Origin of the sequence: Actinoallomurus sp. NPDC050550, from assembly GCF_040655075.1 — a bacterium.
GTDB lineage: Bacteria > Actinomycetota > Actinomycetes > Streptosporangiales > Streptosporangiaceae > Actinoallomurus.
Map to the genome: position 1 here is coordinate 59,438 of NZ_JBFAJC010000005.1, position 18,179 is coordinate 77,616.

Below are 18,179 nucleotides of genomic sequence, written 5' to 3' on the forward strand. Positions count from 1 at the left end.
CGGCTCGCAATATGGAGCGACTCGATGACACACCGTGTTTCCTGAGCGATCGGAGCGCGCCGAAATGCGCCGATCCCGCGAACCGGTGAGCACGATCATGCCGAATTACGTTCGACTTAGGTAAGCCGGCGATAGAGCATGGCACCACGGCGTCCCAGCGACCACATCCCTCGAAGTGTGCAATTCACCAACCACCTGATCGGAGGATCACCCATGACCAGCGACGACCGGATTAAGAACATCGTTGTTCTGGGAGGCGGTACGGCGGGCTGGATGTCGGCCGCGTACCTGGGAAAGGCACTCGGGCGATCGGTGAATATCACGGTCCTCGAGGCGCCCGCCATTCCGAAGATCGGGGTGGGTGAGGCCACCATTCCCAATCTCCAGAAGGTGTTCTTCGACTTCCTCGGCCTGTCCGAGGAAGAGTGGATGCCCGAGTGCAACGCGAGCTTCAAGATGGGCATCAGGTTCGTCAACTGGCGGACCGGCGGCGCAGGCGAGGCCCAGCCGCGGCCGCACGGAACGGGACTGGACCGGTTCGACCACCTCTTCGGTCTGCTGCCGGAGCACGACAACCTGCCGTTGTCCCACTATTGGACGTACAAGAGGTCGCAGGGCGCGACCGATGAGCCGTTCGACCGCGCCTGCTACGTCCAGCCGGCGATCTTCGACAAGAAGCTGTCCCCCCGTCACATGGACGGCACGAAGTGGGCGAGTTACGCCTGGCACTTCGACGCCCACCTGGTCGCCGACTTCTTGCGCCGGTTCGCCACCAAGCAGCAGGGAGCGGTGCACATTGAAGACAGGTTCACCGGCGCGGAGGTCGATCAGAACGGGCACATCGCCGCGATCACGACCGAGGCCGGCCTCAGGCTCGAAGCCGACCTGTTCATCGACTGCTCGGGTTTCCGGAGCCTTCTGATCAACCAGGTCATGAAGGAGCCGTTCCTGGACATGAGCGACCACCTGCTCAACGACCGGGCGGTCGCGACCCAGGTGCCGCACGACGACGAGACCGACGGGATCGAGCCGTTCACCTCGGCGATCGCGATGTCCTCCGGCTGGACCTGGAAGATTCCGCTGCTCGGCCGGTTCGGCACCGGTTACGTGTACTCGAGCCGGTTCGCCACGCAGGACGAGGCGACCGAGGAGTTCTGCCGGATGTGGAACCTCGACCCGGAGAAGCGACCGCTCAACCACATCAGGTTCCGGGTCGGCCGCAACCGGCGGGCCTGGGTGAAGAACTGCGTCGGTATCGGCCTGTCCTCCTGCTTCCTGGAGCCACTGGAGTCCACCGGCATCTATTTCACCTACGCCGCGCTCTACCAGCTGGTCAAGCACTTCCCGGACAAGCGCTTCGACCCCGTCCTGATGGACCGGTTCAACCGCGAGATCGAGAACATGTTCGACGACACGCGGGACTTCATCCAGGCGCACTTCAGCTTCGCGCCGCGCGACGACACGCCGTTCTGGCGCGCCTGTAAGGAGCTGGAGCTGGCGGACGGTTTCAAGGAGAAGGTGGCGCTGTACAAGTCCGGCCTGGGGGTCAACCTGCCGGTCACCGACGAGGGCAACTACTACGGCAACTTCGAGGCCGAATTCCGCAACTTCTGGAGCAACGCGAACTACTACTGCGTGTTCGCCGGACTCGACGTCCTGCCGGAGCACTCGATGCCCTTGCTCAGCCACCGGCCGGACTCCATCGAGTCCGCCGAGGCCGTGTTCGCGGAGGTCGGACGCCGACGGGACGAGCTCCTGAACACTCTGCCCTCGACCTACGCGTACCTCCGCCACCTCCACGGAAAGTAACGGCGCGCCGCCCTCTGGGCGGGCCCTGTCCTCCTGGCGAAGCCCGGAGGACAGGGCTATGGGCCTGCGTACAGGGGCGGCGGCATGACGAAGGGTTCCGGCGCCGTACCAGCGACGTTGGTCGCGCTGACGACGTGGCGGCGTCGGCCCACCTACGCGAAGGGTCATGTGCAGTGACTGAATCATCCCTTTCAATGCCGGAGGTCTGCTCGCCGAACGAGTTCCGGTCACTGATGTCGGAGTTCCCCAGTGGCGTTGCGATCGTGACGACCCTGGACGACGAACGGCGGCCGTGGGGCATGACCTGTTCCGCGCTGTGCAGCCTCACGACGGCCCCGCCCACGCTGCTGGTATGCCTGCGCGCGGAGAGCCCGACGCTGAACGCGATCCTGCGGCGGGGAACATTCGCGGTCAATCTCCTGCACGGCGGCGCGCAGTCCGTCGCCGAGCTCTTCAGCTCGAGGATGAGCGTCCCTGAGCGGTTCGAGTCGGTGGACTGGTCGGCCGGGCCTTCGGGACCGCATCTGACCGGGCACGCACACGCGATCGCCGACTGCCGGGTCGCCCGCACGGCGGATGGAGGAAGCCACCTCATCCTGTTCGGGAGGGTCGGCGGCGTCACCCAGCAAAGGGGACACGCTCCCTTGCTCTACGGCAGAAGGCGCTACCACACCTGGCCGCAGTAGGTGAACACCTGCCGCCTTTCACCCGGTCCCCCGGAGGCCCCACCCGGACATCGCCGGTCGGCCGACAAATGGCGTTGACGCCGCGATCGGGCGGTCTGTCATTAATCGCGAAAGGCCGTTGACAGGCCCCAACAGGCGTCTTAACGTCCATGCGACCGCTCCCGAACATTGTTCGATATATCGAACACGCAAAGGCGAAGTCCGGAGGAGACGAAGAGAAATGCGAAGCAGACCGCCGCTGCTCCCGGGCTGAAGCCGGATGAGAGGCTCACCATGAATGTTCTGTCACGACTTCGCCGTGCGCGAAAAGCACTGATCTCGGCGGGCGCGGCGGTCGCGCTCGCCGCCGGCCTGCAGACCGGAATCTCCACGCCGTCACAGGCCGCGACGTCGCTGCCGTGTGACATCTACGCCGCCGGCGGCACCCCGTGCGTGGCGGCGCACAGCACGACCCGTGCCCTGTACGCCTCCTACAACGGTTCGCTCTACCAGGTGCGCCGCTCTTCGGACAACACCACCCGCAACATCGGCGTGCTCAGCGCCGGTGGATACGCCAACGCCGCCGCGCAGGACTCGTTCTGCTCCGGTACGACCTGCGTCATCACCGTCATCTACGACCAGTCCGGCCGGGGTAACAATCTCACCCAGGCACCCGGCGGCGGGGCGGCCGGCGGCCCGGACAACCTCGCGGTCGCGACCGCGGCGCCCACCATGATCGGCGGCCACAAGGCCTACGGCGTCTACGTGGCTCCCGGCACCGGTTACCGCAACGACCACACCTCGGGCATCGCGACCGGAGACCAGGCACAGGGGATGTACGCGGTCTTCGACGGCACGCACTACAACGGCGGCTGTTGCTTCGACTACGGCAATGCCGAGACGAGCAACAACGACACCGGCAACGGCCACATGGAGGCCATCTACTTCGGCAACATCAAGGCCTGGGGCTACGGCGCGGGCGACGGCCCCTGGATCATGGCCGATCTGGAGAACGGCCTGTTCTCCGGAGTGAACCAGCACTACAACGCAGGCGATCCGACCGTTGATCACCGGTACCTGACCGCGATCGTCAAGGGTGAGCCGAACCATTGGGCCATCCGGGGCGGCAACGCACAGTCCGGCGGCGTGTCGACCTTCTACAGCGGCGTGCGCCCCAACGTCTCGGGCTACAACCCGATGCACAAGGAAGGCGCCATCATCCTCGGAATCGGCGGCGACAACAGCAAGAGCTCCGCCGGGACCTTCTACGAAGGCGTGATGACCTCCGGCTACCCGTCGGACGCCACCGAGAACTCGGTACAGGCCAGCATCACCGCCGCCGGATACGCGACGTCGAGCGGCGGCGGCGCGGGCGGATCGCTCACCCCCGGCTCGTCGATCTCGCTGCGCGCGACGACGTCCGGCTACACCGACCGCTACGTCCGGCACTACGACGACAAGGCCATCACGTCGGTGATCAACTCGTCCAGCTCTGATCTCGACAAGAACGACGCCACCTGGATCGTGCGCAGCGGCCTGGCCGGCAGCTCGTGCGTGTCGTTCGAGTCGAGGAACTACCCCGGCGACTACCTACGGCATCAGAACTACGAGCTGTACCGGCAGCACAACGACGGCAGCTCGCTGTTCGCCTCGGACGCCACCTTCTGCCCGCAGACCGGCAAGAGCGGTCAGGGCACCTCGCTCGCCTCCTACAACTACCCGGACCGGTTCATCCGCCACTACAACAACACCGTCTACGTCGCCTCCAACGGCGGATCGCACGACTTCGACAGCTCCTCGTCCTGGGCCGACGACGTGAGCTGGGTCGTCAGCCAGCCCTGGGTGTAGACGCGGTCGACCTGAGCGGAGCCGTCCCCGGTCCACGGGGGCGGCTCCGCGCCGTTCTCCCCCGGACGGCCCGCCGGCTCCCTCAGGTGCCTTTCCCCGGAGATGACGGCGCGTAGGGCGATTCCCGGAAGACCAGGGGTAGGTACCCGTCAGTGATCAAGCCCTGAGGAGTACGCGGATGTGCCTGGGGATCCCTGGAGAGCTGGTCGGGTTCTGTGACGACCCTCCGGACCTGGCGACCGTCGACGTGAGCGGGGTCCGGCGCCGGGTCAACATCGGGCTGCTCGCGGGACAGAGCCTGCAGCAAGGCGACTGGGTCCTCGTGCACGTCGGCTTCGCGCTGTCCAAGATCTCCGAGGAGGAGGCGCAGGCCGTCCTGGACTTCCTCGAGGACATGGGCCAGGCGTACGACGACGAGGTCACCGCGCTTCGGGAGTCGAACCTGTAGGAGGGTCCGGGATGCGCTTCGTCGATGAGTACCGGGACGCGGGGAAGGCACGGGTGCTGGCCTCGCGGATCGCCGCGCTGTGCGAACCCGGGCGGCGGTACCGGTTCATGGAAGTGTGCGGCGGGCACACGCACACGATCTACAAGCACGGCATCGAGGACCACCTGCCCGAGGCGATCGAACTCGTCCACGGGCCGGGCTGTCCGGTCTGCGTCATTCCGATGGGCCGGGTCGACGACGCGATCGCGATCGCCGGGCAGCCGGATGTCATCATGACCTCGTTCGGTGACATGATGCGCGTCCCCGGCGGCCGGGGGTCGTTCTTCGACGCCAAGGCCGCGGGCGCGGACATCCGGATGGTGTACTCCCCGCTGGACGCCCTGAAGATCGCGCGCGCCAATCCGGATCGGCGCGTGGTGTTCATGGGGATCGGGTTCGAGACGACGGCGCCGTCCACCGCGATGACCGTGCTGCGCGCCGCGGCGGACGGCGTCGACAACTTCTCGGTGTTCTGCAACCACGTGATGATCATTCCGGCGATCAAGGCGATCCTCGACTCCCCCGACCTGCGCCTCAACGGATTCCTGGGGCCCGGTCACGTCTCCACGGTGATCGGCTGCGGGCCGTACGAGTTCATCGCTCGCGACTATGGGAGACCGCTCGTCTGCGCCGGGTTCGAACCGCTGGACATCCTGGCATCGGTGCACATGCTGCTCCGCCAGCTCGCCGAGGGCCGCACCGAGGTGGAGAACCAGTACGCGCGGGTCGTGCCGTGGGAGGGCAACCGTACGGCGCTGCGCGTCATCGGCGAGGTGATGGAGCCCCGTCCTTACTTCGAGTGGCGCGGCCTGGGATTCATCTCTCATTCCGCGCTCCGGATGAGGGACGCGTACGCGCGCTTCGACGCCGAGCGGGTCTTCGAACTGCCGGGCGTCCGGGTCGCCGACCCGAAGGCGTGCCAGTGCGGAGAGGTTCTCAAGGGCGTGCTGAAGCCCTGGGAGTGCAAGGTCTTCGGGACCGCGTGCACGCCGGAGACGCCCATCGGCACCTGCATGGTCTCCGCCGAGGGCGCCTGCGCGGCGTACTACAACTTCGGCCGGTTCAGCCGGGAGCGCACCCGGGAGGCGAGCGGAACGTGAGCAGGGCACAAGAGGCGAGCGGAACGTGAGCGAGGCACAGGAGGCGAGCGGAACGTGAGCGAGGCACGGGAACACGCCGTCTGGGCGGAGCGGGCCGTCCGTGAGGCCGAGGCGGAGCACGTCCTCGCCGCACCGCCTACGGCGGGTGAACCGGATCGGGAACGGCAGGTCCTGGAACGCATCGAGCAGGTACGGCGCCGCAGACCCCGGCTCAGAGAAGAGCGCATCACGCTCGCGCACGGCGCGGGCGGCAAGGCGACGCGCACGCTGATCGACGCGGTGTTCCTCGAAGCGTTCCGCAATCCGCTGCTCGAGGCGATGGAGGACGGCGCGACCGTCACCGTGGACGGCGCGCGGCTGGTCTTCACCACCGACTCCTTCGTGGTCTCCCCGCTGTTCTTTCCCGGGGGCGACATCGGCGATCTCGCGGTGAACGGCACGGTCAACGACCTGGCCGTGTGCGGCGCGCGGCCGCTGTTCCTGTCCGCCGGGTTCGTTCTCGAAGAGGGCTTCCCCGTCGACGAGTTGCGGCGCGTCACCCGCTCGATGGCCCGGGCCGCCGCCTGCGCCGGCGTGCGGATCGTCACCGGCGACACGAAGGTCGTGCAGCGTGGGAAGGCCGACGGCTGTTACATCACGACGGCCGGCATCGGCGTGCTCGGCCATGACCTGAACCTGTCCGCGGGCGGTGCGCGCCCCGGCGACGCGGTGCTGGTGTCGGGACCGATCGGCGATCACGGCGTCACCGTGATGCTCGCGCGCGGCGAACTCGACATCGACGCGGATCTGACGTCCGACACGGCGCCCCTGCACGAGCTGTGCGCGTCACTCCTGAAGGCGGCGCCCGGTACCCGGGTGCTCCGGGATGCGACGCGCGGCGGTGTCGCGACGGTCCTGAACGAGGTGGCCGCCGCGTCCGAGGTCGCGATCGTCGTCGATGAGACGGCCGTGCCGATCCGCCCGGAGGTCGCCGGCGCCGGCGAACTGCTCGGCATCGACCCCCTCTATGTCGCCTGTGAAGGCCGCATGGTCGCGATCGTGGACGGCGCCGACGCCGACTCCGCGCTCGCCGCCCTGCGCGCGCATCCCCTGGGCGTCAACGCGGCGTTGATCGGGAGGGTCGCTGCGGATCCCGCAGGTCTGGTGCTGCTCAACACGGCGTTCGGCGGTACGCGAATCGTCGACCTCCTCGTCGGCGACCCGCTTCCGCGCATCTGCTGACCCTCGCCCCCGATCCCGGCGGCGCGGATCCGGTACGGCCCTATCGCGGGACGCGGATTCGGTACGGCTATCGCGGGACGCGGATTCGGTACCGCCCCACCGCCGAACGCGAATCCGGTACCGCCCTACCGCAGCGGCGTCGTCCGCCCGGTGCCGCCGTTCAGCTCCACCTGGATGAGTTCCCACAAGACCTGGTACGTGGTCGTCTGGGCCTCCTGGATCCGGTGCACCGAGGAGGAGGGCACGACCAACAGGTGGTCGACCGCACCGCACTCGGCCATCCGGCCGCCGTCGTACCCGGCGAAGCCCACGGTCACCATACCGAGCCGTCGCGCCTCCTCCAGCGCGTGGACGATGTCGGCCGATCCGCCGCTCGTCGACAGCCCGACCGCGATGTCACCGGCCCGGCCCAGGGCCGCCAGTTGTCTCGCGAAGATCACCTCGAAGGCGACGTCGTTGCCGAGCGCGGTGAGCACCGCGACGTCGCTCGTGAGCGCCAGCGCCGGCAGCGGACACGCCCCGGGCCCCGGGTTGGTGAACAGCTCGACGATCGCGTGCCCGTCGGTGCTGCTCCCCCCGTTGCCGAAGGCGAACAGCCGTCCGCCCTGCCCGAACGACCGGGCGAGCGCCCTCGCGCACGCCGCGATCCGGCCGGCGTTCCGCCGGCACATCTCCGCTCGCAGCGCGACGATCTCGTGCGCCTTCTCGACCGTGGACCGGGTCACCTCCGCGAGCACCGCGTCGAAGTCCGCACCGACGTCGTACAGCGCCGGATAGAGCGACCGCATGTCGTCGGACGCGGCGCTGCTCATCTCTACTCCCAAGCCACTGCCTTCGGCGTGGCGGGCCGAGGCGGGCTCCGGCGGATGCCCGCTCATCGGCCCGGCTCCGGTTCGAGGACCCCCGGCTGCTCGAGGAAGACGTGCACGAGCTCCCAGAGGATGTGGTACGCGGTGACGTTGATCTCCTTGACGACGCGTGGATCGTCCGCGCGGACCACGAGCGTGTGGTCGATCGGCGGGGCGCCTGCGATCGGTCCGCCGTCGCCGCCGACGAGCGCGACCGTGAGCAGGCCCATCTCGTGGGCGGCCGCCAGGCCCCGCCGGACGTTCTCGCACCGTCCGTCCGCCGACAGCCCGACGGCGATGTCGGCGGGCGCACCCATCAGGCGGACGCCGGCCGCGTAGGTCTCCTCGAATCCCGCCCTGCGGATGACGCCGGTGAGGGCGTTCGGGTCGGCGGCGAGGGACAGCGCCGGCAGCGCGCGTTTGCCGACGATGACGGGATGGACGAACTCCACCGCGATGTGCGCCGCGTCGGTGGCCTGTGCCCCATTGCCGAAGACGATCATCTTGCCGCCCCGGTGGAACCGTGCGGCCATGGCGTGGCAGGCCCGGGCGACGCGCTCCGCTTCCGCGGCGAGGGCCTCCGCCGGTTCCGTACGGCGGCCGAACGCCGCGGTGACCGAATCCTCCGAGATCGTCATCGCCCCTGTCCTCCGGGTCCGGCCGGCGCGGCGACCGACGCGTGCCGGACCAGGTAGTAGTCGAGAAGCGCGCGGGTCTCGGCCAGGACGCCGGCCCAGGTACCCAGGAGGGCCTCGCCGCGCTCGGTGAGGTAGTAGGTGCGCCGTCGCGGTCCCGCTTCCGACGCCTCCCATTTCGAGCACAGCATCCCCTGGCGTTCGAGTGAGCGGAGCCTGCGGTAGAGGTGCCCCGGGTCTCCCTCCGCGATGCCGAAGGGCTTGAGCCGTTCGAGCAGCTCATAGCCGTGCGCGGGCCGTTCCCGCAGGAGCAGGAGCAGGCAGCACTGCAGGAAGTTCCGGGGTTCACCGGCGGGCCGGGCCGCGACATGGTCGGCTTGCGCGGCGCGGGCCGTCGGCCTCAGCTCCCGGTCGGCTTGTGCCATGTCCCCCCCGGCGGATCGACTCGATCGATACGGAAAGCGATGTCTCCATCACCGGGAGTACCCACATGATCGCGATCGCATCCACGTCCGCCCCTCGTTTCCCGCCCGCCTCGGACGGCGAGGGCACGGACCGCTACCTGACGAGACCACATAGAGGGAGGGATCACTTACCGTGCGTGGCGCTCGTGCCTTATACCGGTTAACGCCGCTTTTCCGCGGTGTGAGGGACCGCCTGCCGGACCTTCGCCGGTCGATGGTCGGCGTCCGCGCCGTCGGAGAAGGGAGCAGCGATCATGACAGCTGAGCCGGTCACCGCCGGCGCCGCCTTCGATCGCGCCCTCGCGGTCGCCGACGCGATCCTCTACGAGGGCTATCTGCTGTACCCGTATCGCCGCTCGTCGGCGAAGAACCGGGTCCGCTGGCAGTTCGGCGTGCTGACCCCACGGGCCTGGACCGAGGCGCGGGGGGTGGACGACGAGGGGGTGGCCGGGTCCGCCGAAGGATGGTGGCAGCGGACCGAGTGCCTGCTCGAGGCGAATGATGAGTCCGCCGTCTGGTGTCGTGTCCGGTTCCTGCAGCTCCGGAGCAGGTCGGTGGAAGAACGAAGCCCGGATGGCGGCCATCGCGCGGTCGACCGCCTTCGGATCGGCTCCCGGCTCGAGCTCGCCTTCGACGAGGCGATCCCCCGGGACTTCGACGTGCGGATCGTCGTCGGCGAGGCGCTGAACGGCGAACGGCGGTTCGCCCTTTCAGCTCCCGGTGGCGAGGACGTCGAGGCGCTCACGGATGACGCCGGCCGCCCGGTGGGACGGACGGTGTCGCGGTCGTGGCCGGTGGACGCGTCGGTGACGGTCTCCGCGGCCCGCTGCCCCACGGCACCGTGGCTCGTCCGGCTGCGCGTGCGCGTCGAGAACACCGACCGTACGACCCCGCCGGACGCTCCCCGGGGCGAGGCGCTGCGGCGATCGCTGATCGCCGCGCACACCATGGCGGCCGCGCGCGACGCGTCGTTCGTCTCGCTGCTCGACCCGCCAGGTTGGGCCGAGGCGGAGGCCCGTGCCTGTTCGAACATCCGGACCTTTCCCGTGCTCGCCGGGCCGCCCGGCGAGCGGGACCTCCTGCTGTCGTCACCGATCCTCCTCTACGACCACCCGGCGATCGCTCCGGAGAGCCCTGGGGATTTGCACGACGGCACCGAGATCGACGAGATCCTCTCGCTGCGCACGCTGACGCTCACCGACGCCGAGAAACGCGAGGCCCGCGCGACCGATCCTCGCGCCGCGGCCATCATCGACCGGGTCGACGGGATGCCGCCGGAGGTGATGTCCCGCCTGCACGGAGCCGTCCGTTCCCTCGGCCCGGCCGCTGCGACGGCCGGCGAGGGCGGGGGCAAAGGCGTGAGCAAGGACGCGTCGCCTCCGTCACGCTGGACCCCGCCCGACGCGGCCGACCTGCCCCCCGACGCCGACGTCGTCGTCGTGGCCGACCGGCGTGTCACCAAGGGCAGCCGGGTGCGCCTGCTGCCGCAGCGGCGGGGCACCGACCCACAGGACATGTTCCTGGCGGGCCGGACCGCCAGGGTGGAGGCCGTACTCCTCGACGTGGACGGCTCCCGTCAGCTGGCCGTCACCCTGGAGGACGATCCCGGGGCCGAGCTCGACCGATGGTACGGGCGGTTCCGTTACTTCTCCCCCGCCGAGATCGAACCGCTCGCCGACGCCGGGGGCACCGAGTGAGCGACGAGGGAAGACGACGTCCGCAGGCGCCCCGGAGGCTGAGCGGGAGACGCAGCATGAGCGCGCCCGGCCGTCAGGTGCTCGTGGCGGGCATCGGCAACGTGTTCCTCGGCGATGACGGGTTCGGCGTCGAGGTCGTCGGCCGGATCGACGCGTCGGCGCTTCCCTCGACGGTGGAGGTGGCCGACTACGGGATCCGGGGCGTCCACCTGGCCTACGAACTGCTCGACGGCCGCCACGACACGTTGATCATGGTCGACGCCGTTCCCCTCGACGGCCCGCCCGGGACGCTGGCCGTCCTCGAGGTCGACCCGCCGACGGGCCCGGCCTCCTCGGACCCGCCGACCGGCCCGGCCTCCGCACCGGAGCCGTCGCCTCCCCCGGCTCTCGACGGGCACGGCATGGATCCGGAGGCCGTCCTCGGGCTGCTCCACGCCATCGGCGGCGGCATCGACCGCGTGCTCGTCGTGGGCTGCCGGCCGGCCGTCGTCGAGGAGCGGATGGGACTGTCCGAGCAGGTGCGCGCCGTCGTGGACGACGCGGTGTCGCTCGTGACGGAGCTGGCGTGCGAAGAAGCGGCGAAGCCCGGAAGGGCGGAGAGGCGACCTGCCGATGCATGAGATGGGACTGTGCGACGCGATCGTCGACGCGGCCGTGCGCCGCGCCCGCGGGCGGCGGGTGACCGGCGTACGGGTGTCCGTGGCCGGCCACCCGGTCGATCCAGACGTCATCGACCAGGGCTTCCAGCTGGCCGCGGCCGGGACGGTGGCGGAAGGGGCGAGCGTCGAGCTCGTCCTCCGGCCGCCGTCGGTCCACTGCCGCGGCTGCGGCGCTCGCAATGACGCCACCGACGCCCTCGTCCTCGCCGCGTGCCCGCGGTGCGGCGGCATCGACGTCGACGCGGTGGACGCCGAGGAGGTCGTGCTGGAGTCGATCGCCTTCGAGCCGGCCGGGGAGAGGAGACCCTGATGGACGCGACTCATCCCCACACGCGGAACCGGCCGTCCGCACCGGCGCCGGCGGCTCCAGGCACCGCGATCTACGACCGACTTCGAGACAGGCCCTAGGAGGGGGACCCCGGACATGAGCATCGACGAGAAGCCCACGACCCGCGAGGCCCAGACGGGTTTCGAGCACATCGACATCCTGTGGATCTCTGAGGGGATGAGCTGCGACGGCGACACGGTGGCGATGACCGCCGCGACGCAACCGCCGATCGAGGACATCGCCCTCGGCCTCATCCCCGGGCTGCCCCGGGTCACCCTGCACAACAAGGTCCTGTCACCGGCCCAGGGCGGCGAGCAGTTCCTGGCACCGTTCCGCGCGGCGGCCGCCGGCGAGCTGGAGCCGTTCATCCTCGTCATCGAGGGATCCGTGCCCAACCAGAACATCATCGAGGGCGACGGCTACTGGACGTCCTTCGGCAACGACCCGCAGACCGGCGAGCCGCTCACCCTGAACTGGTGGATCGACCGCCTCGCCCCGAAGGCCTGGGCGGTGGTCGCGGCCGGTACCTGCGCGACGTATGGCGGCATCCACGCGATGGCCGGCAACCCGACAGGATGCATGGGCCTGGCCGACTACCTCGGCTGGGATTTCACGTCGACCGGCGGACTGCCGATCGTCAACGTGCCCGGATGCCCGATCCAGCCCGACAACTTCATGGAGACGCTGACCTGGGTGCTGTACCACGCCGCGGGCAGCGCTCCCCCGCCTCCGCTGGACAAGATGCTGCGCCCGCAGTGGCTGTTCGGCAAGACGGTCCACGAGGGCTGCGACCGGGCCGGCTACTACGAGCAGGCCGACTTCGCCAAGGACTACAACTCTCCCAAGTGCCAGGTGAAGGTCGGCTGCTGGGGACCGGTCGTCAACTGCGACGTGCCCAAGCGCGGCTGGATGGGCGGCGTCGGCGGCTGTCCCAACGTCGGCGGCATCTGCATCGGCTGCACGATGCCCGGCTTCCCCGACAAGTTCATGCCGTTCATGGACGAGCCCCCGGGCGGATCGATGTCCTCGGCCCTCAACAAGCCGTACGGCATGTTCATCCGCCGGATGCGCGGCTTCACCAACCAGACGGTGAACACCGAACCCAAGTGGCGCCACAACAAGCCCGAACTGACCAGCGGATACAACCCGCGCTGGCGTCCGTGACCGGCCGGAGGGCGAAGGAGACCGAAAGATGGCACTGACCGATCGGACGCGAGCGCCGCAGCGCGCCGGCGAACAGCTCGTCGAGATGGCCTGGGACCCGATCACCCGGATCATCGGCAACCTCGGCATCTACACGAAGATCGATTTCGCGAACCGGCAGGTGGCCGAATGCCATGCCACCTCGTCGCTGTTCCGCGGCTACTCGGTGTTCATGAAGGGCAAGGATCCGCGCGACGCCGGCTTCATCACCAGCCGGATCTGCGGCATCTGCGGGGACAACCACACGACCTGCTCGGTGTACGCCCAGAACATGGCGTACGGCATCAAGACCCCGCCGCTCGGCGAGGACATCATCAACCTCGGCGAGGCCGCCGAGTACATGTTCGACCACACGCTCTTCCAGGACAACCTGGTGTTCGTCGACTTCTGCGAGGCGATGGTCAAGGCGACGAACCCGAGCGTGCTGCAGCGGGCGCAGCGGACGGAGGCACCGGGCGCGGAGATCCACGGCTACCGGACGATCGCCGAGATCATGGAGGCCTTCAACCCGTTCGAAGGCGAGGTGTACAAGCAGGCGCTGCAGGTCAGCCGCACGACCAGGGAGATGTTCTGCCTGATGGAGGGGCGGCACGTCCACCCCTCGACCGTCTACCCGGGCGGCGTCGGGACGATGCCCGAGCCGAGCCTGTTCACCGACTACCTGAGCCGCCTCATCTCGATCATCGACTTCGTCAAACAGGCCGTCGCGATGAACGACGACGTCTTCGACTTCTTCTACGAGGCCCTGCCCGGGTACGAGGAGGTCGGGCGCAGACGCGTCCTGCTCGGCTGCTGGGGCGCCTGGCAGGACCCCGAGGTCGTCGACTACCGGTACGAGAACATGACCCACTGGGGCCGGGCGATGAACGTCACCCCCGGCGTGGTCGTGGACGGCCAGCTGGTCACGACCGACCTCGTCGACATCAACCTCGGCATCCGCATCCTGCTCGGCAGCTCCTACTACGAGGACTGGGTCAACGAGGATCCGTTCGTCACCCACGACCCGCTGGGCAACCCCGTCGACATGCGCCACCCGTGGAACCAGACGACGCTCCCGATGCCGCAGAAGCGGGACTTCGAGAACAAGTACAGCTGGGTGATGAGCCCGCGCTGGTACGACAAGCGCACCGGTGAGAACCTGGCCCTCGACACGGGCGGCGGGCCGTTCGCCCGCCTCTACACCACGGCGCTCGCCGGCCTGGTCGACACGCCGTACGTCAAGGCGACCGGCTCCAGCGTGCGCATCAGCCTGCCCCGCGGCGACAAGCTCCCGGAGACGACCCTGGAGTGGCGTATCCCGCAGTGGTCCAACGCGATCGAACGGGACCGCGCCCGGGCGTACTTCATCGCCTACGCGGCCGCCATGTCCCTCCACTTCCTCGAGCGCGCCATGGAACGCGTCCGCGCCGGGGACGTCAAGGTCTTCCAGGACTTCACGGTCCCGGACGAGGGCATCGGCTGCGGATTCCACGAAGCGGTACGCGGCGTGCTGTCCCACCACCTCGTCATCAAGGACAAGAAGATCGCCAACTACCACCCCTATCCGCCGACCCCGTGGAACGCCAGTCCCCGTGACATCCACGGCGTTCCCGGACCGTACGAGGACGCCGTCCAGGACATGCCGATCTTCGAGGAGAACGGCCCGGACGACTTCAAGGGCGTCGACATCATGCGCGCCGTCCGCAGCTTCGATCCCTGCCTGCCCTGCGGCGTCCACATGTACCTCGGCAACGGCACCGTGCTGAAGAAGCTCCACTCGCCGACGTTCGGAGCAAGCCATGGCTGACCCGCCGGCCGCCGGCCTCCCGAAGGACCCGCCGGCCGGCGGCCTGCCGGAGGCCGAGGTCGAGGACCGGCTCGCCCGCCTCGACGGTCTTCTCGAGCGGCTCGAGCAGGCCACCGGGCCCGTCGCCGAGACCGCGGCGCAGGCGATCGAGGCCCTCACGGAGGTGTACGGCACCGCGCTCGCCCGCCTGACGGCCCTGGTCGGCGGGCTGCCGGAGCTCGCCTCGGCGCTCACCCGGGACGAGCTGGTGCACCACCTCCTCATCCTGCACGGCATCCACCCGCAGCCGGTCGAGGAACGCGTCGCGCGGGTGCTCGACGACGCCCTTCGAGCAGGCGGCGGCACGGTCGAACTGGCCGAGATCACCGGCGACGTCGCGCGTCTTCGATGGTCCGGGGGCCGGGGCTGCGCGTCGTCGGCGGCGGCGGTCGAAGGGGCCATCGCCGACGCCGTGCTCGCCGTGGCCCCCGAGCTGCGGCGGGTCGAGGTCACACCCGCCGAGCGCGCCCCGGCGGTGATTCCCGCCGATTCCCTGCTGCGCCGGCCGGCCGACCGGATTCCGGACAGGACGGCGTGAAGAGCACGGGTGCGCTGCGGCGCGTGGTCGACCGCGCGACGGCGGCCGGCCGGCCCGGGCGGCCGTGCGAGCTCTGCTCCCTGCCGATCGCGGAGAACCACCGGCACCTGCTGGATCTCCAGGCGGACGAGCCGCGGTGCGTCTGCTACGCGTGCTCGGTGCTCTTCCAGCGGGACGAGGCCGGTGAGGGGCACTTCCGGCTGATTCCCGACCGCCGCGTCCCGCTCCCCGCGTTCGCGCCGGCGGCGGTGGGCGTCCCGGTCGGGCTGGCGTTCTTCGTCCGGCGTCCGGACGGCCGCGTCATCGCGCACTATCCGAGCCCGGCCGGCGCGACGCGGTGGGAGGTCGATCCGCCGCGATGGCGGTCCGCCGTCAAGGGCATCGGACCGATGACGTCCCTGGCGGCCGACGTCGAGGCGGTCCTCGTCAACACCGCCCGGGGATGCACGGAGGCCTGGCTGGTCCCCATCGACGACTGCTACCGCCTGGTCGCGATCGTACGGCGGCACTGGACGGGTATGTCGGGCGGCGAGGTGGTATGGACCGAGATCGAGGGATTCTTCGATGAGCTGAGGAGATGCCATGGGACGGATCCGGGTCGGTAAGCCGGACGTCAGGCCGGACACCCCGGCCCACGTGCGCGGCATACGGGAGGGCAACGCGAGGCGGAGGCTCAGCAGGCAGATCGGCCACCGCAGGGACGGCACCGCCGACGCGCGCCGTTCCACGGGGGTCAAGCCGAGGAAGCACAACGCGATCCTCAAGATCATGCCCAACCTGCCACCTGGCTGACACCGATCGGAGGAACCATCATGATCAAGAAGGCACTGATCGGCGCGGCGATCGCCGGTGTCGTCGTCGTGGCCATCCGAGAGTTCCCCGCGCTCAGGCGCGAGATCAAGATCTGGCGCATGTGACACCGCCCCGCGGTGGGCGTCCTGAGGGGACGGCGCCGCGACCTCTGGCCGGGGGTCGCGGCGCCGTCCTCCCGCGAAGACCGCGCCTCCCGATGACGCGTCATCTGGTGATCGACCGGATCCGTAGCCGTGCATACGACGGGCGATCGAGGAAATCACCGCTGGTATGGCCACTGCGTACGCCGGACATTCCCTGCCGCACGTCCTGCGGGAGTACGCCGTCGTCGCCGACGGCGAACGCGGAGCCCTGATCGGCCCGGAAGGGGACGTGGCATGGATGTGTTTTCCCTCCTGGGAGTCACCGGCGGTCTTCAGCGGGCTGGTCGGCGGTCGGGGCCGTTACACCGTCCAGCCGGTCGACGAGTGGCGCGTCTGGGGCGGCTACTACGAAGACCGCAGCCTGATCTGGCGAAGCCGCTGGGTCACCCCTGCCGGCGCCGTGGAATCCCGGGAGTCCCTGCTCCGCCCGGCACATCGTGACCGTGCCGTCCTGCTCCGCCAGATCCACGCCGTCCGGGGCCCGGCTCGCGTCCAGGTACGCCTTGATCTGCACGGCGACTTCGGGAAGCACACGATGACCGGGCTGCGGCTCGAGGACGGCATCTGGACGGCCCGCAGCGGCTCCGTCCGCATGCGCTGGGCCGGGGCCGCGAAGGCCGAGCATGACGACGACGGCCTGCTGCTGATCATGGACCTTCCCGAAGGTCAGTCCCACGACCTGGTGCTGGAGCTGACCACCGGCCGTCCCGACGGGTCCCTCTCCCCGCACGACCTGTGGGCGGCCACCGAGGCCGACTGGCGCGCCTGCGTACCGGCCTGCGAGGACACCATCGCACCCCGCGACGCCCAGCTCGCCTACGCGGTACTGACCGGTCTCACCAGCAGCTGCGGCGGAATGGCCGCCGCGGCCACCACGTCGCTGCCCGAGCGGATGGGATACGACCGCAACTACGACTATCGGTACGCCTGGATCCGCGATCAGTGCTACGCCGGCCAGGCCGTCGCCGTCCACGGTGCCCGGCCGCGGTTGCTGGACGCCGCCACCGGGTTCGTGGCGGAGCGCCTGCTGGCCGATGGCGCCCGTCTCAAACCCGCCTATACGGTCACCGGAGACGCCGTCCCCGACGAGGGACAACGCGACCTCCCCGGGGTATCCCGGTTCCCGGCTCATCACCGGCAATCGCGTCAACGACCAGTTCCAGCTGGACGCCGTCGGTGAGGCTCTCCACCTCTTCGCCACCGCCGCCCGGATCGATCGGTTGTCGCAGGAGGCGGCCCGCGCCGCACGCGTCGCCGTCGACGTCATCGCCGCGCGCTGGCACCGCCCCGACGCCGGGATCTGGGAGATCGACGACCGATGCTGGACCCAGTCACGGCTGGCCTGCGTCGCCGGCCTGCGGGCGGCCGCGGCGGCCATCGCGGCACCGCCCGAGCGATCGGAATGGCTCGCCCTGGCCGAGACGATCCTCGCCGAGACCACCCGCACGAGCCTCAGCCCCGCCGGGCACTGGCGCCGTGCGCCCGACGACAACCGGATCGACGCGTCCTTGCTGATCCCGCCGATCAGAGGTGCCCTTCCCGCGGACGATCCCCGCACCGTCGCCACCCTGAACGCCGTCCGCGAACGTCTGGTCGAAGACGGGTTCGTCTACCGGTACGCGATCGACGAACGCCCGCTCGGCGACGCCGAAGGGGCCTTCATGCTCTGCGGCTTCTTCCTCGCCCTCGCCGAACACCACCAGGGCGACATCCCGCAGGCCGTACGCCGCTTCGAACGCATCAGGTCCGGCTGCAGCACCACCGGCCTGTTCACCGAGGAGTACGACACCCGCCAGCGTCAGCTCCGCGCCAACCTGCCGCAGGCGTTCGTCCACGCGGCCTTCCTCGAGGCGGCGGCACGGCTCGCCGTCGATTCACCGTGAATCACGGGGAGGA

The 18,179-nt window shown here is 69.7% G+C and carries 17 protein-coding genes and 1 pseudogene; 15 read left to right on the forward strand and 3 right to left on the reverse strand.

Annotated features, from left to right (window positions below):
- The first annotated feature begins 213 nt into the window (after positions 1-213).
- The 6 genes from AB0I04_RS08635 to hypE all read left to right on the forward strand — a co-directional run bounded on the left by AB0I04_RS08635 (position 214) and on the right by hypE (position 7,130).
- Complete coding sequence (locus AB0I04_RS08635; RefSeq protein ID WP_360881145.1) at positions 214-1,809, forward strand: tryptophan halogenase family protein; 1,596 nt, start codon at positions 214-216, stop codon at positions 1,807-1,809.
- 194 nt (positions 1,810-2,003) lie between these two features.
- Complete coding sequence (locus AB0I04_RS08640; RefSeq protein WP_360881147.1) at positions 2,004-2,495, forward strand: flavin reductase family protein; 492 nt, start codon at positions 2,004-2,006, stop codon at positions 2,493-2,495.
- A gap of 273 nt (positions 2,496-2,768) precedes the next feature.
- Positions 2,769-4,322, forward strand: a complete 1,554-nt coding sequence (locus AB0I04_RS08645; protein WP_360881149.1) for an alpha-L-arabinofuranosidase B — start codon at positions 2,769-2,771, stop codon at positions 4,320-4,322.
- 178 nt (positions 4,323-4,500) lie between these two features.
- Entirely contained in the window at positions 4,501-4,770 is a 270-nt protein-coding gene (locus AB0I04_RS08650; protein WP_360881151.1) for a HypC/HybG/HupF family hydrogenase formation chaperone, read from the forward strand.
- 11 nt (positions 4,771-4,781) lie between these two features.
- Entirely contained in the window at positions 4,782-5,909 is a 1,128-nt protein-coding gene (hypD, locus tag AB0I04_RS08655; protein WP_360881153.1) for a hydrogenase formation protein HypD, read from the forward strand.
- Between the two features lie 54 nt (positions 5,910-5,963).
- Positions 5,964-7,130, forward strand: a complete 1,167-nt coding sequence (hypE, locus tag AB0I04_RS08660; protein ID WP_360881155.1) for a hydrogenase expression/formation protein HypE — start codon at positions 5,964-5,966, stop codon at positions 7,128-7,130.
- Positions 7,131-7,255: 125 nt separating this feature from the next.
- Here hypE and AB0I04_RS08665 read toward each other — a convergent pair whose 3' ends face one another.
- The 3 genes from AB0I04_RS08665 to AB0I04_RS08675 all read right to left on the reverse strand — a co-directional run bounded on the left by AB0I04_RS08665 (position 7,256) and on the right by AB0I04_RS08675 (position 9,038).
- The gene (locus tag AB0I04_RS08665) at positions 7,256-7,942 is read right to left on the reverse strand and encodes an SIS domain-containing protein (RefSeq protein ID WP_360881157.1); all 687 of its coding nucleotides are present in this window, start codon (positions 7,940-7,942) and stop codon (positions 7,256-7,258) included.
- Between the two features lie 62 nt (positions 7,943-8,004).
- Positions 8,005-8,616 (reverse strand): SIS domain-containing protein, encoded by a 612-nt coding sequence (locus AB0I04_RS08670; protein WP_360881159.1) that lies wholly within the window; start codon positions 8,614-8,616, stop codon positions 8,005-8,007.
- On the reverse strand, positions 8,613-9,038 hold the full coding sequence (locus AB0I04_RS08675; RefSeq protein WP_360881161.1) for a helix-turn-helix transcriptional regulator: 426 nt from the start codon (positions 9,036-9,038) through the stop codon (positions 8,613-8,615). Before AB0I04_RS08675 ends, AB0I04_RS08670 begins: the two co-directional genes overlap by 4 nt.
- Before the next feature lie 293 nt (positions 9,039-9,331).
- Between AB0I04_RS08675 and AB0I04_RS08680 the strand changes: the two genes are divergently transcribed.
- The 9 genes and pseudogenes from AB0I04_RS08680 (at position 9,332) to AB0I04_RS08720 (ending at position 18,166) form a co-directional block, all read left to right on the forward strand.
- Entirely contained in the window at positions 9,332-10,774 is a 1,443-nt protein-coding gene (locus AB0I04_RS08680) for a hypothetical protein (protein ID WP_360881163.1), read from the forward strand.
- 56 nt (positions 10,775-10,830) lie between these two features.
- The gene (locus AB0I04_RS08685; RefSeq protein ID WP_360881165.1) at positions 10,831-11,394 is read left to right on the forward strand and encodes a hydrogenase maturation protease; all 564 of its coding nucleotides are present in this window, start codon (positions 10,831-10,833) and stop codon (positions 11,392-11,394) included.
- The gene (locus AB0I04_RS08690; RefSeq protein WP_360881167.1) at positions 11,387-11,743 is read left to right on the forward strand and encodes a hydrogenase maturation nickel metallochaperone HypA; all 357 of its coding nucleotides are present in this window, start codon (positions 11,387-11,389) and stop codon (positions 11,741-11,743) included. The genes AB0I04_RS08685 and AB0I04_RS08690 overlap by 8 nt, the downstream gene beginning before the upstream one ends.
- A gap of 114 nt (positions 11,744-11,857) precedes the next feature.
- Positions 11,858-12,925: a hydrogenase expression protein HypE gene (locus tag AB0I04_RS08695; RefSeq protein ID WP_360881169.1), complete on the forward strand. Its 1,068-nt coding sequence runs from the start codon at positions 11,858-11,860 to the stop codon at positions 12,923-12,925.
- A 28-nt stretch (positions 12,926-12,953) separates the two neighbouring features.
- Positions 12,954-14,750: a nickel-dependent hydrogenase large subunit gene (locus AB0I04_RS08700; protein WP_360881171.1), complete on the forward strand. Its 1,797-nt coding sequence runs from the start codon at positions 12,954-12,956 to the stop codon at positions 14,748-14,750.
- A complete protein-coding gene (locus AB0I04_RS08705; protein WP_360881173.1) occupies positions 14,743-15,327 on the forward strand; it encodes a NifU family protein in 585 nt (194 codons plus the stop codon). The genes AB0I04_RS08700 and AB0I04_RS08705 overlap by 8 nt, the downstream gene beginning before the upstream one ends.
- Positions 15,324-15,932, forward strand: a complete 609-nt coding sequence (locus tag AB0I04_RS08710; protein WP_360881175.1) for a DUF5947 family protein — start codon at positions 15,324-15,326, stop codon at positions 15,930-15,932. The genes AB0I04_RS08705 and AB0I04_RS08710 overlap by 4 nt, the downstream gene beginning before the upstream one ends.
- Positions 15,910-16,119 (forward strand): hypothetical protein, encoded by a 210-nt coding sequence (locus AB0I04_RS08715; protein ID WP_360881177.1) that lies wholly within the window; start codon positions 15,910-15,912, stop codon positions 16,117-16,119. Before AB0I04_RS08710 ends, AB0I04_RS08715 begins: the two co-directional genes overlap by 23 nt.
- Before the next feature lie 291 nt (positions 16,120-16,410).
- Positions 16,411-18,166, forward strand: a pseudogene (locus AB0I04_RS08720) (glycoside hydrolase family 15 protein).
- The last annotated feature ends 13 nt before the right edge of the window (positions 18,167-18,179 follow it).

Coding starts and splice junctions, on each gene's coding strand:
- AB0I04_RS08635 (WP_360881145.1), top strand. CDS start 214: ATGACCAGCGACGACCGGATTAAGAACATCGTTGTTCTGGGAGGCGGT.
- AB0I04_RS08640 (WP_360881147.1), top strand. CDS start 2,004: ATGCCGGAGGTCTGCTCGCCGAACGAGTTCCGGTCACTGATGTCGGAG.
- AB0I04_RS08645 (WP_360881149.1), top strand. CDS start 2,769: ATGAATGTTCTGTCACGACTTCGCCGTGCGCGAAAAGCACTGATCTCG.
- AB0I04_RS08650 (WP_360881151.1), top strand. CDS start 4,501: ATGTGCCTGGGGATCCCTGGAGAGCTGGTCGGGTTCTGTGACGACCCT.
- hypD (WP_360881153.1), top strand. CDS start 4,782: ATGCGCTTCGTCGATGAGTACCGGGACGCGGGGAAGGCACGGGTGCTG.
- AB0I04_RS08665 (WP_360881157.1), bottom strand. CDS start 7,942: ATGAGCAGCGCCGCGTCCGACGACATGCGGTCGCTCTATCCGGCGCTG.
- AB0I04_RS08670 (WP_360881159.1), bottom strand. CDS start 8,616: ATGACGATCTCGGAGGATTCGGTCACCGCGGCGTTCGGCCGCCGTACG.
- AB0I04_RS08675 (WP_360881161.1), bottom strand. CDS start 9,038: ATGGCACAAGCCGACCGGGAGCTGAGGCCGACGGCCCGCGCCGCGCAA.
- AB0I04_RS08680 (WP_360881163.1), top strand. CDS start 9,332: ATGACAGCTGAGCCGGTCACCGCCGGCGCCGCCTTCGATCGCGCCCTC.
- AB0I04_RS08685 (WP_360881165.1), top strand. CDS start 10,831: ATGAGCGCGCCCGGCCGTCAGGTGCTCGTGGCGGGCATCGGCAACGTG.
- AB0I04_RS08690 (WP_360881167.1), top strand. CDS start 11,387: ATGCATGAGATGGGACTGTGCGACGCGATCGTCGACGCGGCCGTGCGC.
- AB0I04_RS08695 (WP_360881169.1), top strand. CDS start 11,858: ATGAGCATCGACGAGAAGCCCACGACCCGCGAGGCCCAGACGGGTTTC.
- AB0I04_RS08700 (WP_360881171.1), top strand. CDS start 12,954: ATGGCACTGACCGATCGGACGCGAGCGCCGCAGCGCGCCGGCGAACAG.
- AB0I04_RS08705 (WP_360881173.1), top strand. CDS start 14,743: ATGGCTGACCCGCCGGCCGCCGGCCTCCCGAAGGACCCGCCGGCCGGC.
- AB0I04_RS08715 (WP_360881177.1), top strand. CDS start 15,910: ATGGGACGGATCCGGGTCGGTAAGCCGGACGTCAGGCCGGACACCCCG.